The sequence below is a fragment of the Nocardioides sp. NPDC092400 genome (assembly GCF_040684155.1).
In the GTDB taxonomy this organism is placed as follows: Bacteria; Actinomycetota; Actinomycetes; order Propionibacteriales; family Nocardioidaceae; genus Nocardioides.
Map to the genome: position 1 here is coordinate 386561 of NZ_JBFBFJ010000003.1, position 15070 is coordinate 401630.

At 74.6% G+C, this 15070-nt stretch carries 13 protein-coding genes; 5 read left to right on the forward strand and 8 right to left on the reverse strand.

Translation table 11 applies throughout. From position 1 onward, the window contains the following. Nucleotides 1-93: 93 nt before the first annotated feature. The 6 genes from AB0N29_RS13585 to AB0N29_RS13610 are packed head-to-tail and all read right to left on the reverse strand — an operon-like array spanning nt 94 to nt 7152. Nucleotides 94-756, reverse strand: a complete 663-nt coding sequence (locus AB0N29_RS13585; RefSeq protein WP_302267832.1) for a hypothetical protein — start codon at nt 754-756, stop codon at nt 94-96. Beyond that, the gene (locus tag AB0N29_RS13590) at nt 753-2072 is read right to left on the reverse strand and encodes a hypothetical protein (RefSeq protein WP_364867429.1); all 1320 of its coding nucleotides are present in this window, start codon (nt 2070-2072) and stop codon (nt 753-755) included. Before AB0N29_RS13590 ends, AB0N29_RS13585 begins: the two co-directional genes overlap by 4 nt. Then, nucleotides 2069-3319 (reverse strand): hypothetical protein, encoded by a 1251-nt coding sequence (locus AB0N29_RS13595; protein WP_364867431.1) that lies wholly within the window; start codon nt 3317-3319, stop codon nt 2069-2071. Before AB0N29_RS13595 ends, AB0N29_RS13590 begins: the two co-directional genes overlap by 4 nt. Further along, the gene (locus AB0N29_RS13600; RefSeq protein ID WP_364867433.1) at nt 3283-4833 is read right to left on the reverse strand and encodes a PH domain-containing protein; all 1551 of its coding nucleotides are present in this window, start codon (nt 4831-4833) and stop codon (nt 3283-3285) included. Before AB0N29_RS13600 ends, AB0N29_RS13595 begins: the two co-directional genes overlap by 37 nt. Beyond that, on the reverse strand, nt 4830-5315 hold the full coding sequence (locus AB0N29_RS13605) for a PH domain-containing protein (protein WP_302267826.1): 486 nt from the start codon (nt 5313-5315) through the stop codon (nt 4830-4832). Before AB0N29_RS13605 ends, AB0N29_RS13600 begins: the two co-directional genes overlap by 4 nt. Nucleotides 5316-5358: 43 nt before the next feature. Continuing rightward, entirely contained in the window at nt 5359-7152 is a 1794-nt protein-coding gene (locus AB0N29_RS13610; RefSeq protein ID WP_364867436.1) for a biotin carboxylase N-terminal domain-containing protein, read from the reverse strand. A gap of 172 nt (nt 7153-7324) precedes the next feature. Here AB0N29_RS13610 and AB0N29_RS13615 point away from each other — a divergent pair, with 172 nt between their 5' ends. The 3 genes from AB0N29_RS13615 (at nt 7325) to AB0N29_RS13625 (ending at nt 10455) form a co-directional block, all read left to right on the forward strand. After that, entirely contained in the window at nt 7325-8512 is a 1188-nt protein-coding gene (locus AB0N29_RS13615; RefSeq protein ID WP_364867438.1) for an acyl-CoA dehydrogenase family protein, read from the forward strand. A gap of 32 nt (nt 8513-8544) precedes the next feature. Next, entirely contained in the window at nt 8545-9774 is a 1230-nt protein-coding gene (locus AB0N29_RS13620) for a sugar phosphate nucleotidyltransferase (RefSeq protein WP_364867440.1), read from the forward strand. Nucleotides 9775-9843: 69 nt separating this feature from the next. Continuing rightward, a complete protein-coding gene (locus AB0N29_RS13625) occupies nt 9844-10455 on the forward strand; it encodes a GtrA family protein (protein ID WP_364867442.1) in 612 nt (203 codons plus the stop codon). On the opposite strand, the gene AB0N29_RS13630 is transcribed toward AB0N29_RS13625, so the two are convergent. Next, nucleotides 10385-10984: a nucleoside triphosphate pyrophosphatase gene (locus AB0N29_RS13630; RefSeq protein ID WP_364867444.1), complete on the reverse strand. Its 600-nt coding sequence runs from the start codon at nt 10982-10984 to the stop codon at nt 10385-10387. The two genes, AB0N29_RS13625 and AB0N29_RS13630, sit on opposite strands and share 71 nt — an antisense overlap. A gap of 41 nt (nt 10985-11025) precedes the next feature. Between AB0N29_RS13630 and AB0N29_RS13635 the strand changes: the two genes are divergently transcribed. After that, complete coding sequence (locus AB0N29_RS13635) at nt 11026-12054, forward strand: glycoside hydrolase family 6 protein (protein WP_364867446.1); 1029 nt, start codon at nt 11026-11028, stop codon at nt 12052-12054. Between the two features lie 41 nt (nt 12055-12095). Continuing rightward, a complete protein-coding gene (locus AB0N29_RS13640) occupies nt 12096-13358 on the forward strand; it encodes a response regulator transcription factor (protein WP_364867448.1) in 1263 nt (420 codons plus the stop codon). Between the two features lie 345 nt (nt 13359-13703). Here AB0N29_RS13640 and AB0N29_RS13645 read toward each other — a convergent pair whose 3' ends face one another. Beyond that, nucleotides 13704-14966: a DUF222 domain-containing protein gene (locus AB0N29_RS13645; protein ID WP_364867450.1), complete on the reverse strand. Its 1263-nt coding sequence runs from the start codon at nt 14964-14966 to the stop codon at nt 13704-13706. Nucleotides 14967-15070 lie beyond the last annotated feature (104 nt).

Here is a 15070-nt window from a genome sequence, read left to right on the forward strand (position 1 = left end):
GCCGTCACCGCCGTGGCGGAGGCCACGCGCGAGACGACCGGCGGCACGGGACCGGCCCGGGACCGGCACGGGACCGTCGCCGCCGGGCCGCCGCTACACCGGCCGGTTGCGGAACCGGCGTCCGGTCAGCAGGCGCACGAACCCCAGCAGGACCCAGCAGCCGAGCACGATCGGGAGGCCGAAGAACAGGCCGGCAGCGATCCCTCCGCCGGTGCCGCCCCAGTAGTCGCCCTCCTGCCGCACGAGCGGGTCGGCAGGGAGCTGCTCGAGCCACTCGGGGATGCGCAGCGCCGCGTCGCCGAGGTACGACGGCTCGTCCTCCGCCTCGCCCCAGTCCTCGGCGTACCGGTCCATCGTCCAGCCCGGCGAGACCTGCGTCGTGCTGGCCTCGGGGCCCTGCCAGAGCACCAGCACGCCCGGCTCGTCGAGCCGGTGGAGGACCTGCTCGGCGGCCTGGATGTAGTGGTCGTAGCCCGCGAACCAGCTGTCGCGCCAGACCAGGACGTAGACCGGGAGGTCCCGCTCGGCGACGAGGTCGGCGATCTCCTCCTCGGCGGCCTCGTCGAGCATGGCCCGCCCGTCCGCGGTCACGTGCACGTGGTCGTCGCGCAGACCCTCCGCCGCGGCCACCACCCGGTCGCCTGCTGCGAAGGCCTCGTCGGGACTCTCGTCGAGCCGGTGGTCGACCACCAGGGCGGCGCCGGCGCCCAGCACGAGCGCGGCCACGCCGCAGGCCAGCCGTCCCAGCGCCGTCACCGCGACCGCCGCAGGTCGGCGGCGACGTGCTGCCACAGGTCGTCGACGAACGCGCCGTACCCGGTGCGGGCCCAGACGGTGTCGAGCTCGTACCAGGGCCGGGCGCGCCCGAGCAGCCCGCCGCGGACCACCATCGGCGCCAGCGCCGTGCCGGTGGCGCGGGTGCACCGCGGGCACGCCGGCACGGTCAGCTCGCGGTCCCCGACGGGGACGGTGCGGCGTGCGGTGCCCTCGCCGTGGCGGGGGTCGAAGAAGCACGGGCGGTACGGCGCTGGTGCCTGAGCCTGTTCCTGGGCCTGTTCCTGGGCCTGTTCCTCGGCTTGTCCCCGTGCCGACCGGCGCGAGCGCTTCCGCGTGCCCGCGGCCCGGGTGGCGACCCGGACGAGGACCAGCGCCCCGAGCAGGTCGTCGAGGTCGGCGGGATCGGTGCCGGTGCGCTCGAGCAGCGAGCGGGCGGTGTCGTAGGACCCGTCCACCAGCTCCCGCTGCTCCGGTCCGAGCGGCCGGCCCGCACCGCGGGCGAGCAGCCGCGACAGGGACTCCAGCTCGCGCTCGGCGGTGGCGCGGACCTCCGCCGGGCCGGGCGCGGGCGCCGGGGCGTCGCCTCGGGCGGCACGACGCTGCTCCGACGAGCGGGTCCGTCCCGTCCGGCGGGCGGCCGCCACCGGGCCGGCGGCGGGGGCCGTCTCGCGCCACCGGAATGCCGTGCGCAGCAGCAGGTAGGAGCAGCCGGCGACCGCGACGAGCGCCAGGGTGCTGCCCATCGCGTAGGTGCCGGAGGTCGGCACGTCGTAGTCGAGGTCCCACTCGGCCGGCTCCTGGAAGACCGTCCGCCCCGACCAGGAGTCGAAGCGGTCCTCGGAGACCTCCTCGCCCCGGTCGACGGCGTCGAGGACGTCGAGCGTGCGTGCGGAGATGCCCGCGGGGGCCAGCCCGGCGTTCGCGCCGCCCTCGGGCCGCAGGCCGGTCTCGACCTCGTAGCGCAGGGTCGCCTCGGGCACGTCGCCGAAGGAGGCGAACGTCAGGGCGTGGCTCTTCGGGTCGGTCTGCACGACGTAGAGCCCGTCGCCGCCGATCCGCTCGTGCAGGCGGGTCGCGAGGTCGCGGCCGGGGTCGGTCCCGGAGAGGCCCTCGGGACCCGGCGCCAGCACGACGTACGCCGGGTAGCCGAGGCCGTCGACGACCTCGGTCAGCGCCGCGTCGACCTCTTCGGTGCGGCCGTTGCCGAAGAGCGGGTCGACGAGGACGTGGTCCTCGGCCAGCGACCCGGCCAGCGACTCCAGGTCGGTGACGCCCGGCGTCGCGTCGGCCGTCACCGGCGACCACCGCGGTGCAGGCGCCGGACCAGGTCGGGCTCAAGCGCCCCGAAGCCGGTGGAGGCCCACGGCTCGCGGTCGGTCTCGAAGTAGTGCTGGGGCCTGCCGCGGACGACCACCTCGAGGATGTCGGGCCGGCGCCCCGCCTGGAGGTCGCGGCGGCAGGCCGCGCAGATCGGCGCCTCGACGCGGCGGCCGTCGTGCTCGAGGGCGTGGTCACGCGACGCGCGGCCGTGCAGCGGGTTGAGGAAGCAGCGGGTGGAGGGCTCGAACGGCCGGCCGCGGCGGGCGGCGGCGAGCGCCTCCTCGCCACGCCCCGCGAGCACGACGGCGCCCACGGCGTCGAGCGGGTCGACCTCGGCGGTCGGCTCGTCGGGGAGCAGCCGCCCGGCGGCGTCGTAGTGGTCGAGCGCCGCCGCCCAGGCGCTTGCGCCGGAGCCGCCGAGGTCGGCGGCGTCGATCCGCTCGCCGAGGGCCAGCACGTCGGCGCGGGCGCGGCGGGCCAGCTCGGCGTCGCCGGCCTCGCGGACCCGGTCCAGCACGGAGTCGGGCAGCGCGAACGTCCGCGCCCCGCGACGGGCACGCACCCGCCGCCCCACGGCCGCGGCCCCGAGGCCGAGGGCCGCGAGGAGGACCAGGACGGTCACGCCGCCGACCACGGCGTCCGAGGTGTCGCCCTCGTCGGCGTACGACGTGGAGGACCCGGTCGAGCCGCCCGACTCGCGCTCCGCCTCGTACCGCGCGGAACGGCCGTCGCTCGCCGCGGCGGCGGCGGCCTCGTAGGTCCCGTCGTCGAGGTGCCGGACCAGGGACAGCAGCGCGTCGGCGAGGGGCTGGGCGTCGCCGTCCGCGTCGGACACGAGCAGGGACTCGGCGTCCCGGGCGACGTCGGGACTGCCCGCCACGTCGCCCCACTGCTGGACCGCCGGACGCACCTCGCGGCCGCCGGGGATGGTGGGGTACGACGCCGGCTCGCCCTCGGCGACCGCCCACTCGCTGTTGGCGCCGACGTAGAGCCCGTCGGGTCCGCCGGCGTCGTGGACGCGCGCGAGCAGGTCGTCACCGGCGTAGATGTTGCTGTCCTCGGGCGGGCGGACCAGCACGACATGGACCGGCACGTCGGCCTCCGCCAGGGCCTTCCGCACCGCCGCGACCTCGGCCTCCGTCATCCAGGTCTCGGTGCCCGGCCCGAGGTGCAGGCCGGAGGTCGTCAGGTCCTCGACGATGGCGTCGATGTCGTCGGCCACGGCGTGCTCCTCCCGGTCGCCGGGTGATCGTAGAGGAACGGCTCGACCAGCCCGGGGGTCGCCGCGGCGGCGAGGGCGACCGCGTCCGCCTCGGGCACGTCGAGCAGCGTCACCGCCTGACGACCGCCCGCCGTCGTGGCGACCAGCGAGACCAGCCCCACGCGGCGCTGGAACCAGGTGGCACGGAGGTTCCAGCCGATCACCGCGCCCACGTCGAGCACGTCGCGCCGGCGGTAGAGGCTGCCCGACCGGCTCACGACGTACCCCTCGACCAGCGCGTGCCCGAGCGAGCGTGACCGGTCGGCCGCCAGGGCGCAGGCGACCACCGGCGCCACCACGGCCAGGACCAGCAGCCAGGTGGAGGCCCAGCCGGCCCGGCCCGCGAGGAGCAGGCAGCCGCCGGCGACCACCAGGGCGGGCACCAGCGCCCGGGTCCACCGCCGGTGGGTGGCGGCCGGACCGTGCCGGCGCAGGGGTACGTCGACGGGCCCGGCGACGCCGAGCACCCGCCGCGCGGTCGCCTGGACCACGCCGCGCGGCGCGGGCGGCACGAGCACCGAGGAGGACTCCTGGCCGTCGCCGAGGCCCGTGACGATCGCGGCGAGCCGGCCGCCCCCGGTCGCGCGCAGCCCGAGCGGCTCGCCGAGGGTCACGCCCGCCAGCCGGGCGTCGTCGAGGCTGGTCTCGCGGGTGGTGAGCAGGCCGCGCGACAGGTGCCAGGCCCGGTCGGCGTGGCCGAGGGTGAACCCCCAGTTGGCGAGCAGGTAGCCGCCGACCGCCAGCACCGAGGTCACCACGCCGACAGCCAGGACGGCGGCCACCGCGGCCAGCAGCACCGGCGCGCCCGCGGCGCGGTCGGCCCACGAGGAGACGTCGAGGCGGCGGGCCCCGCCCACCGCCTCCAGCAGCTGCACGCCGCCGCCGAGGACGCCGGCGCCGAGCACGACGCCGGTCGAGGTCAGCGGGGCGAAGCGCGCCCAGGCGGGGTCGAAGGTGAGCACCGGCGGGGGAGCGGCCGGCGCGGGACCCGCCTCGCCCGGGTCGAGGGCTCCGCCGGGCCCGGGAGCGGCCCGGAGCAGCTCCTCGCGCAGCCGGCGCGCCCGCTCGACCGGCAGCCCGTCGAGGTCGAGCTGCTCGTCGTCGCTGGTCGAGGCGGTGCCGGTGCCGACCCGCACGGTCGTGAGGCCGAGCAGGCGGTGGATGGGGGAGGCGGTCAGGTCGACGGTGCGCACGCGGTCGACCGGGGTCGAGAGCACGTGCCGCTCGAGGAGCCCGCGGCGCAGCTCGACCCGGCCGCCGGCGACGCGGTAGCTGGTGGTCAGGTACCGGAGCAGGCCGAGCGCGACGGGCACCAGGATCCCGAGCAGCTGCCAACCACGGGCGCCCGACGCCGTGCCCGCGACGAGCAGGCCGAGCAGCACCGGGGCGAGCTTCACGGTCTCCCGGACCGGGTGCACCAGGAGCATCCGCGGGTCGAGCCGCTGCCAGTCCTCCGGGGCGCCGGGCAGGCTCACGTCGCGTCGCCGTCGACGGCGTCGGCGCGCGCCGTCAGCTCCGCGACGAGGTCCCGGGCCAGGGCCCGGTCGAGGCCCTCGATCTCGAGGGCGCCGGCGGCCGAGGCCGTGGTCACGGTGACCGTCGCCAGGCCGAAGAGCCGCGCCACCGCGCCCTCGGCGCGGTCGACGGTCTGGATGCGCGAGAGCGGCGCGATCCGCTGCTCGCGCGCCCACCACCCCCGCTGGGTGTGGACGGCGGTGTCGGTCACCTCCCAGCGGTGCACGGCGTAGCGCCACTGCGGCACCACCGCCACCCACCCGAGCACCGCCGCCCCGGCGAGCGCCACCGCCCACCAGGGCACGTCGACGGCGTCCACGGTGAGGTCGACGACGAGCACGACGCCTATGGTCACCACGCCCTCGACCAGGGCGGTGACCTGCCACATCAGGCGGGCTCGGGGACTCACCCGGTGGCGCGGCTCGCGCAGGACGGTCGTCACGCGGACACGCTAGCCAGCCGCCCGCCGGCGGCCGGGAGTCGCGTCAGTCCTTGACCTCGCAGATGACCGCGCCGTTGGTGACGGTCTGCCCGACCTCGGCCTGCAGGCCGGTGACGGTGCCGGCCTTGTGCGCCTTGAGCGGCTGCTCCATCTTCATCGCCTCGATGACCACCACGGTGTCGCCCTCGGCGACCTCCTGGCCCTCCTCGACGACGACCTTGACGACCGTGCCCTGCATCGGGCTGGTGACCGCGTCGCCGCTGGCCGCCGCACCGCTGCCGCCGCCCTTCTTGCGCTTGGGCTTCTTCGCAGCCGCACCGGCGCCGCCGCCGGCGGAGATGCCGCCCAGCCCGGCCGGGAGGACGACCTCGAGGCGCTTGCCGCCGACCTCGACGACGACGCTCTGCCGCTCCTCGGGCTCGTCGGCCTCGGCGGCGTCACCGGAGTAGGGCTCGATCCGGTTGTCGAACTCGGTCTCGATCCACTGCGTGTAGACGTCGAAGGAGCCCTCGCCCGAGGGCGTCGAGGCGCCGACGTACGCGGGGTCGGAGACGACCGCGCGGTGGAAGGGGATGACGGTCGGCATGCCGTCGACGACGAACTCGTCCAGCGCGCGGCGCGAGCGCTCCAGCGCCTGGGTGCGGTCCCGGCCGGTGACGATCAGCTTGGCGATCAGGGAGTCGAACGAGCCGGGGATGGTCTCGCCGTTCTCGTAGCCGCCGTCGAGGCGCACGCCCGGGCCGCTCGGCGGGCTCCAGGCCGACAGGGTGCCGGGCGCCGGCATGAAGTTGCGGCCGCCGTCCTCGGCGTTGATCCGGAACTCGATGGAGTGGCCGCGGATCTCCGGGTCGTCGTAGCCGAGCTCCTCGCCGGCCGCGATGCGGAACATCTCGCGGACCAGGTCGATCCCGGTGACCTCCTCGGAGACGCAGTGCTCGACCTGCAGGCGGGTGTTGACCTCGAGGAAGGAGATGGTGCCGTCCTGGGCGACGAGGAACTCGCACGTGCCGGCGCCGTGGTAGCCGGCCTCGCGCAGGATGCGCTTGGAGGACTCGTAGAGCTCGGCCAGCTGCTCGTCGGACAGGAACGGCGCGGGCGCCTCCTCGACGAGCTTCTGGTTGCGGCGCTGGAGCGAGCAGTCGCGGGTCGAGACGACCACGACGTTGCCGTGCTGGTCGGCCAGGCACTGGGTCTCGACGTGGCGCGGCTTGTCGAGGAACTTCTCGACCAGGCACTCGCCGCGGCCGAAGGCGGTGACCGCCTCGCGGACGGCGGACTCGTAGGCGTCGGGGATCTGCTCGAGCGTGCGGGCGACCTTGAGGCCGCGCCCGCCGCCGCCGAAGACCGCCTTGATGGCGACCGGGAGGCCGTTGGCCTCGGCGAACTCCACGACCTCGTCGGCGTCCTTGACCGGGTCCTTGGTGCCCGGCGCGAGCGGGGCGTTCGCCTTGTCGGCGATGTGCTTGGCCCGGGCCTTGTCGCCGAGGGCCTCGATGGCGGCGGGCGGCGGGCCGATCCAGGTCAGCCCGGCGTCGATGACGGCCTGGGCGAAGTCGGCATTCTCGGCGAGGAAGCCGTAGCCGGGGTGGACCGAGTCCGCGCCGGACTTCTCGGCCACCGCGATGATCTTGGCGATGTCGAGGTAGGAGTCGGCCGGGGTGGCGCCGCCCAGGGAGTGGGCCTCGTCGGCCAGCCGGACGTGCATGGCGTCGCGGTCGGGCTCGGCGTACACCGCGACGCTGCCGATGCCCGCGTCCTTGCAGGCGCGGATGACCCGCACTGCGATCTCGCCTCGGTTGGCGATCAGGACCTTCGTGAGGGGCTTGCTCTCCGGCACCGTGGGCACTCCTGGCTCTCTCGGACGCTCGTTCGACGGACGGGTCGGGCGACCCGGCGGGCAGGTTATCGCCCCCTGTCCAGGGGGGTCCGGGTGGTCTCAGTCGCGAGACGGCGATCCGACGGCCGCTGGTGGTTAACAACCATTAACCTCTGCGTCTAGCATGCCGTGCATGACGTCGTTCGAGCTGTCCCGCGAGCACGAGGAGTTCCGCCGCAGCGTCCGCGAGTTCGCGGAGGCCGAGATCGCGCCGCACGCGGCGCGGTGGGACCGCGAGCACCACTTCCCCGTGGAGGTGGTGCAGAAGATGGGTGCGCTCGGCCTCTTCGGCCTCACCGCGCCCGAGGAGTACGGCGGCGCCGGGGACGATGGCGACTTCACGAGCCTGTGCGTGGCGATCGAGGAGATCGGCCGCGTCGACCAGTCGATGGGGATCACCCTGCAGGCCGGGGTGGGCCTCGGCATCAACCCGATCCTGACCTACGGCACGCCCGAGCAGCGGGAGCGCTGGCTGCCGGCCCTGGTGGCCGGCGAGCGGCTCGCCGGGTTCGGCCTCACCGAGCCCGGTGCCGGCTCCGACGCCGGGGCCACCCGGACGAGGGCCGAGCTGGTCGGTGACGAGTGGGTCGTCGACGGGTCGAAGCAGTTCATCACCAACTCCGGCTCTGCGATCACGTCGGTCGTGACGGTCACCGCCCGCACCGGCACGCGGGAGGGCGGCAAGCCGGAGATCTCCGCGATCATGGTCCCCGCCGGGACGCCCGGCTTCACCGTCGAGAAGGCCTACGACAAGCTCGGCTGGCACGCCTCCGACACCCACCCGCTGTCCTTCGCCGACGCCCGGGTGCCCGCCGACCACCTGCTCGGCGAGCGGGGCCGGGGGTACGCCCAGTTCCTCGCCACCCTCGACGACGGCCGGGTCGCGATCTCGGCGCTGTCGGTCGGGTGCATCCAGGCCTGCCTGGACATGGCGGTCGCCTACGCGGGGGAGCGGCAGACCTTCGGCGGCCCGATCGGTCGCAAGCAGGGCGTCGCCTTCCAGGTCGCCGACCTCGAGGTGATGCTGCACGCCAGCCGGATGCTGACCTACCGCGCGGCGGCGATCAAGGACTCCATGGCGGCGGGCGGCGCGACGTACCAGGAGTTCAAGCAGGCGGCGGCGGTCGCCAAGCTCTACTCCACCGAGTCCGCGGTGACCGCGACCCGGATCGCGACGCAGGTCTTCGGCGGCTACGGCTTCATGGAGGAGTACCCGGTCGCCCGCTTCTACCGCGACGCGAAGGTGCTCGAGGTCGGCGAGGGGACCTCGGAGGTCCAGCGGATGCTCATCGCGCGGGGGCTCGGCCTGCCCGTCGAGTGAGGAGCGTCATGGTGCGCCTGTCACGATGAGGCATGGCTGCTGACCGGGTGCTCGCGATCGTCCAGGCCGGAGGCGCCGGTGGGCGCATGGACGTGCTGACCCGGGAACGGGCCAAGCCGGCGCTGCCGTTCGTCGGGGTCTACCAGCTGCTCGACTTCCCGCTGTCCAACCTCGCGCACTCCGGCGTGACCGACGTGTGGCTCTCGGTGCAGTTCCAGGGCGGGACGCTCGAGGAGCAGGTCGCCAACGGCCGGCCCTGGGACCTCGACCGCAACACCGGCGGCCTGCGCCTCCTCATGCCCCAGGAGGGGACCGGGAGCCTGGACGAGGACGGCTTCGCGAAGGGGAACGCCGATGAGCTGTTCCGCATCCGCGACCAGGTGCAGGCCTTCGACCCCGACGTGCTGCTGGTGATGAGCGCCGACCACGTCTACCGCTTCGACTACCGCGACGCGATCGCCACGCACCGCGAGCACGGCGCCGAGTGCACCGTCGTCACCTCCGAGGTGCCGATCGAGCAGGCGTCCAACCACGCCACCGTCGAGCACGACGAGGACGGCCGGGTCACGGCGTTCGACTACAAGCCCGAGGAGCCCACGACGGGGACCGTCGCGACGGAGATCTTCGTCTACGACCCGGCGGTGCTGGTCGAGGAGCTCGGCCGGCTGCACCAGGAGCTGAGCGGCGACAGCCCCGCGGGCGACACCGGCCTCGAGGACTTCGGCGACCACCTGCTGCCCCGGCTCGTCGAGCGGGGCAAGGTCGTCGCCCACCCGATGCCCGGCTACTGGCGCGACCTCGGCCAGCCGCACCTCTACCTCAAGGCGCACGAGGAGTTCCTCACCGAGGACCAGGACGTCGTCGGCGTGCGCGGCTGGGACATCCTGACCCGCCAGCCCCAGCGTCAGCCCGCCCGCGTGCTGGCCTCGGCCACGGTCGCCGACAGCATGGTGAGCCCCGGCTGCCGGGTCGCCGGCGAGGTGGAGCGGAGCGTGCTCGGCCCCGGCGTGGTGGTCGAGGAGGGCGCGGTCGTCGCGGACAGCGTCGTGTTCACCGACAGCGTCGTACGACGCGGCGCGCAGGTGCACCGCTCGATCGTCGACAGCGGCTGCGAGATCGCCGCCGGCGCCCGCGTCGGCGACCCGGACGCACCAGCCACCGAGGACCCCGACGCGGTGACGATCGTCGGGCGGCACAGCGTCGTCGGCGAGGGCGTCGTCCTGGAGGCCGGCAGCCGGCTCGAGCCGGGCACCACCGCCTGAGCGGCGCTCGCGGGGGCGGCGGTCGCGCCGAGGCGGGGAAGCGGACCGACGTTCGTTAGCCTGGGCACCATGTCGAACCGGCGCTTCCTCGGTGAGGCCGGTCGGTTCGTCGCCGTCGGCGGCCTGGCCACCGTCGTGGCGCTGTTCATCTTCAACCTGCTGCTGCACGGCTACAACACCGGCGAGCACGCGCTGCTGCCCGACCAGCCGATCCTGGCGTACGTCATCGCCAACACGGTGGGCATGTTCGTCAGCTACCGCGGGAGCCGGACCTGGGCCTTCCGGGACCGCCCGCCGCGGCAGGCCGACGGCGGCCTGACGGCGTTCGTCGGCATCAACGCGGTCACCATGCTCTTCCCGATCGCGTGCCTGAAGATCAGCCGCGACGTGCTGGGGCTCAGCGACCCGATCTCGGACAACATCGCGGCCAACGTGATCGGGCTGGTGCTCGGCCTGGTCTCGCGGTTCTACCTCTTCCGGCGCTTCGTCTTCCGCCGGCCGATCCACCTCACCGAGATGTACGACCCGGCCGAGCCGGTGCTCCCCGCGGAGCCGGACCACCTCGGTGAGTCGACCGACCCCGACGGCACCGCGCTGCCGGGCGGTCCGGTCAGCGAGTCCAGAGATCCGTCCACGAGTGGCCCAGGTCGCTCATCAGCGTCCGGAGCAGGGGAAGGCTGACGCCGACCACGTTGTGGTGGTCGCCCTCGATCCCGGTCACGAACGCGCCGCCGAGGCCGTCGACGGTGAAGGCGCCCGCCACGTGCAGCGGCTCGCCCGTCGCGACGTACGCCGCGACCTCCTCGTCGCCGACGTCGGCGAAGTGCACGGTGGTCGACGCCGTGGCGGCGACGACCCGGTCGCTGGCGGTGTCCCGGAGCGAGTGACCGGTGCGGAGCACGCCGGACCTGCCGCGCATCGAGCGCCACCGCTCCACGGCCTCCTCGGCGTCGGCCGGCTTGCCCAGCGCCTGGCCGTCCAGCTCGAGGACGGAGTCGCAGCCGAGGACCAGGGCGCCGGCGGGCACCTCGGGGCGACCGGCGACCGCCGCGCACTTCAGCTCGGCCAGCTGCAGCGCCAGCTCGGCCGGCGGCACGCCGACCACCTGGGACTCGTCGACCCCGGAGACGACCACCAACGGGTCGAGGCCGGCGTTGCGCAGCGTCGTGAGGCGGGCGGGGGAGGCGGAGGCGAGGACGAACGTGACCACCGGCCCAGCATCGCGCACCGCCCGGCAGGCACAATGACCGCGTGCCCCTCGACCCTCCCGGCCGCACGGACGAGCCCTCCCGTTCCGGTCTGCCCCGGGTGCTCCTGGTGGCCGCCGTCGCCGTCGTGGCGCTCGCCGTCGGCGGTGTCCTGGTGGCCCGCGCCCAGCACCTGGGGCCGTTCGAGCTCGGGCCGCAGGAGACCAACCCGTTCGCCGAGCGGCCGCAGTACGCCGACCCCGACTCCCGCACCGCGCAGGCGGCCCGGCAGGCCGAGGCCGACGGCCGTGCCGAGGAAGCCGCGGCGTTCGCCGAGCTCGTCGAGGTGCCGCAGGGCATCTGGCTGACACCGGAGGAGCGCCCGCCCGGCGACGTCGGGGGCTACGTCCAATCGGTCGTGACCGCCGCGGACGAGGCGGGTCGCGTGCCGCTGCTGGTGGTGTACGGCATCCCCGACCGGGACTGCACGGGCGGCTACTCCAGCGGCGGGCTCGACGCCGAGACCTACGTGCCGTGGGTCCAGGAGATCGCGACCGCCGCCTCCGGGTACGACGCCGCCGTGGTGCTCGAGCCGGACGCGCTGGCCTCCGCGGTCGACTGCGACCGCCGCGCGGAGCGGGTGGACCTGCTGGCGCGGGCCGTCGACGTCCTCGTCGAGGCCGGCGTGACGACGTACATCGACGGCGGCCACTCCGGCTGGGTCGCCCCCCGCCAGGTCGCCGCGCTGCTGCGCGAGGTGGGCGTCGCGGACGTGCGGGGCTTCGCGACCAACGTGTCGAACTACCAGACCGACCCCGCCGAGGTGGCGTACGCCGAGGAGGTCAGCGAGCTGGTCGGCGGCGCTCACTACGTCGTCGACAGCGGACGCAACGGCGTCGGCTCGGGCGACGAGTGGTGCAACCCGCCCGGGCAGTCCCTCGGCCAGCGGCCCGGGTACGTCGACGACGGCACCGGGCTGGACGCGTTCTTGTGGATCAAGCCGCCGGGGGAGAGCGACGGGGAGTGCAACGGCGGCCCGCCGGCGGGCGAGTTCTGGCCCCAGCGCGCCGGCGAGCTGCTCGCCGCACGCTGACCGCGCACCCGGACGGGGCAGCCGTTGTTAGGGTTCGTGCCATGCAGGGGGATGCGTGGACCGCGGTCATCATCGAGGACGACCCGGACGTCCGCGATCTCATCGACATCGTCCTGACCCAGTCCGGATTCTCGACGGTCGTCGCGCCCGACGGTCCGTCGGGCGTCGAGGCGGTCCGCACGCACAACCCGCTGATCACCACCCTCGACGTGAACATGCCCGGGATGGACGGCTTCGCCGTGGCCCGGCGGCTGCGCGAGTTCAGCAACACCTACCTGATCATGATCACCGCGCTGGCCGACGAGATCGACGTGGTGCAGGGCTTCGAGGCCGGCGCCGACGACTACCTCGTCAAGCCCTTCCGCCCGCGTGAGCTGCGTGCCCGCGCCGACTCGATGCTGCGCCGCCCCCGGGTGCGTGCTGACCAGCCCGTCGGCTGGGCCGAGGAGGTCGAGGCCGGTGCTCCGGCCGCCGCTGCCGCCGAGCCCGAGCCGCCGCAGGAGTCGTGGGCCGCGGCCGCCGCCCGCGACCTGACCCAGAACTCGCCGCTCCGGCTCGTCCGCACCGACGACCCCGTGCAGCCGGCACCGCCGCAGCAGCCACAGCCCATCGCCCCGCCGCCGCAGCCGACCTACGAGCCCCACCACCAGCCGCCGCCCCCGGCGCCGGCGCCCTCCCCGGCCCCGTCCTACGAGCGGCCCGCCTACCAGCAGCCGGTCCACGAGCAGCCGGTCGCCGAGCCGCCGGTCGCGGAGCCGCCGACCTACCAGCCGACGCCGTACCAGCAGCCGGTGCAGCATCAGCCGGTGTACGAGCAGCCCGCCGCGCCGCTCCCCCCGGCCGCGCCCGCCGCTCCGCCCGCGCCGGTGCAGCAGCCGGTGCAGCAGCCGGCGTACCAGCCGCCCGCGCCCACCGGCGGGACGCACGCGGCCCCCACGGCGCCGGTGCCTCCTGCGGGCGGCCCGTCCGCCGACGGCTCGTGGATCCGGTTCAACGGCCTCGCGCTCAACAACGAGACGCGGGTCGTGACGGTCGGCGGCGGCGCGGTCGACCTGACCCGCACGGAGTTCGACCTGCTCGCCTCCCTGCTCAGCACCGGGCGCCGGGTCCGGAGCAAGGCCGACCTCGTGCTCACGATGCGCGGCCAGCAGTACGTCACCTCCTACTTCGTCAACGAGGCCGACAAGCGCTCCGTCGAGCTCCACATCGCCAACCTGCGCCGCAAGATCGGCGACGACGGCGCCGTCCCCCGCTTCGTCGAGACCGTCCGGGGCGTCGGCTACCGCCTCGCCGAGACCGCCTGACCCACCCCGCACGTCGAGCGCCGTCGAGACCCGCGCCTGCAGGTCGAGGGTCGCCGTGACGCGCGCCCGCTGGTCGAGCAGCGAGCCCTGGCGAGCGTCGTCGAGACCCGGCCCTGTTGGTCGAGCAGCGAGCGCGAGCGAGCGTCGTCGAGACCCGGTGAGGTGCGCAGGGCCTGGGGGTGGTCGCCGGGCCGCCGGGTGGGCTCGGCTCGAGGTCTCTTTTCGAGTCGTGTGGTTGCGCGCCGCTGTGGTCGAGGTCCTGGTCGCGCCTGCTTCTCGGCCCACGGTCGGCGGGGGTCGACCGCTGTGGTCGCGGAGGTGGAGGAGGGAGCCGCTCGGGTCGGCCTAGGGCCGTCGGTGGAAGGCGACCTTCCCGCCTTGCAGGTGGGTGGTGTCGTAGGCCGGGTCGTGGATGCGGGCGTGGTGGCGCGGGCAGAGGTTGCGGGCGTTGGCCAGGTCCGTGGCGCCGCCGGTGGACCAGGGTTGGTCGTGGTGGGCGTGGCAGAGGTGGGCGGGCCAGTCGCAGCCTTCTGCGGTGCAGGTCGGCTGGGTGAGGTTCAAGGCTCTGCGTTGGGCACCGGTGAAGAGCCTCGCGGTGCGGCCGAGGTCGAGCAACTCTGACTGAGTGCCGAGGACAGCGGGGATGAGTCCTGCCTCACAAGCCAGCCGTCGCGCCTGGGCGGCGGAGATGGTGGTGCCGTCGTCGAGGACACCCGGTGCGAGGCCGCCGAGGAGCGAGGCGATGTCCATGGTGACGACGACGGTGGCGTTGAGGCAGCCGAGCTTCGGGACGGACGTGGTGGGGAGGCGTTCGAGGAGCTCGCAGAACGCGTCGCCCATCCGCTCCGGCGACGGCCGCCGCTCCACGGGCTCGGATCCGCCTGGTTCCTGGGTGGCGGCTTGGTGCTTGGGCGCCGCGAACGCGAGGAGGGTCTTCCTGAGCATGGCGCCGTGGAGCTCGGGGATCTTGAACTTCCCCGTCACCGAGCCCCGTCCGTCGGGGCTCATCGTCAGCCACGCCGTCTCGCGGGCGAGCCGCTCCTCCGCTTCGAGTGCGCGGGCGTCGCGTGCTTCGCCGATCTCGGGTGCGACGACGGTGAGGACGTGCTTGGCCAGGATCCGCAACGCCTTGGGGTCACGGTGCTGCGCCTCGGCCAGCAGGTGCTGCTCGGCACGGAGCGCGATGGTCGGGTCGTCCAGGTCGGTGGGCAGCTGGTCGAGGCACTCGGTGATGACGCGAGCGTGATCGACCGACACCTCGCCATCGGCGAAAGCCGTTGCCGTCTGGCAGTGGCGGTCCAAGGACTCGGCCAGCCGCATGCGGTGCTTCGCAGCGGGACGGGTCTGATGCGTTTCGGTCGCCCACCAAGCGGCGGTGTCGGTGGCACCGACCCGCTCGCCGGCGTGCCGGCGGTCGGCCTCGGCGACCAGGCGGAGCTCCAGTGCCTCGACCTGTGCACGGAGCCGCGCGGCCTCGCGGAGCGTGTCGGTGACGTCGTCGTCCGACATCGACCACAGGTGGACCTCGGCGGCTGACCGCATCTGCTTGCGGGACTTCGCGACAGCGCGGCACACCACGTGTGTGCTGCGTCGGGAGTCCTTGGCCATGGGTCTACTCAAGCACCGACCACCGACAGTCAGACGCGTGTTTCCCCAGGTCAGGCCGCATCGTGGACCACGACTTCAGGGAACTTCTCGGCGACCCCAGAGGC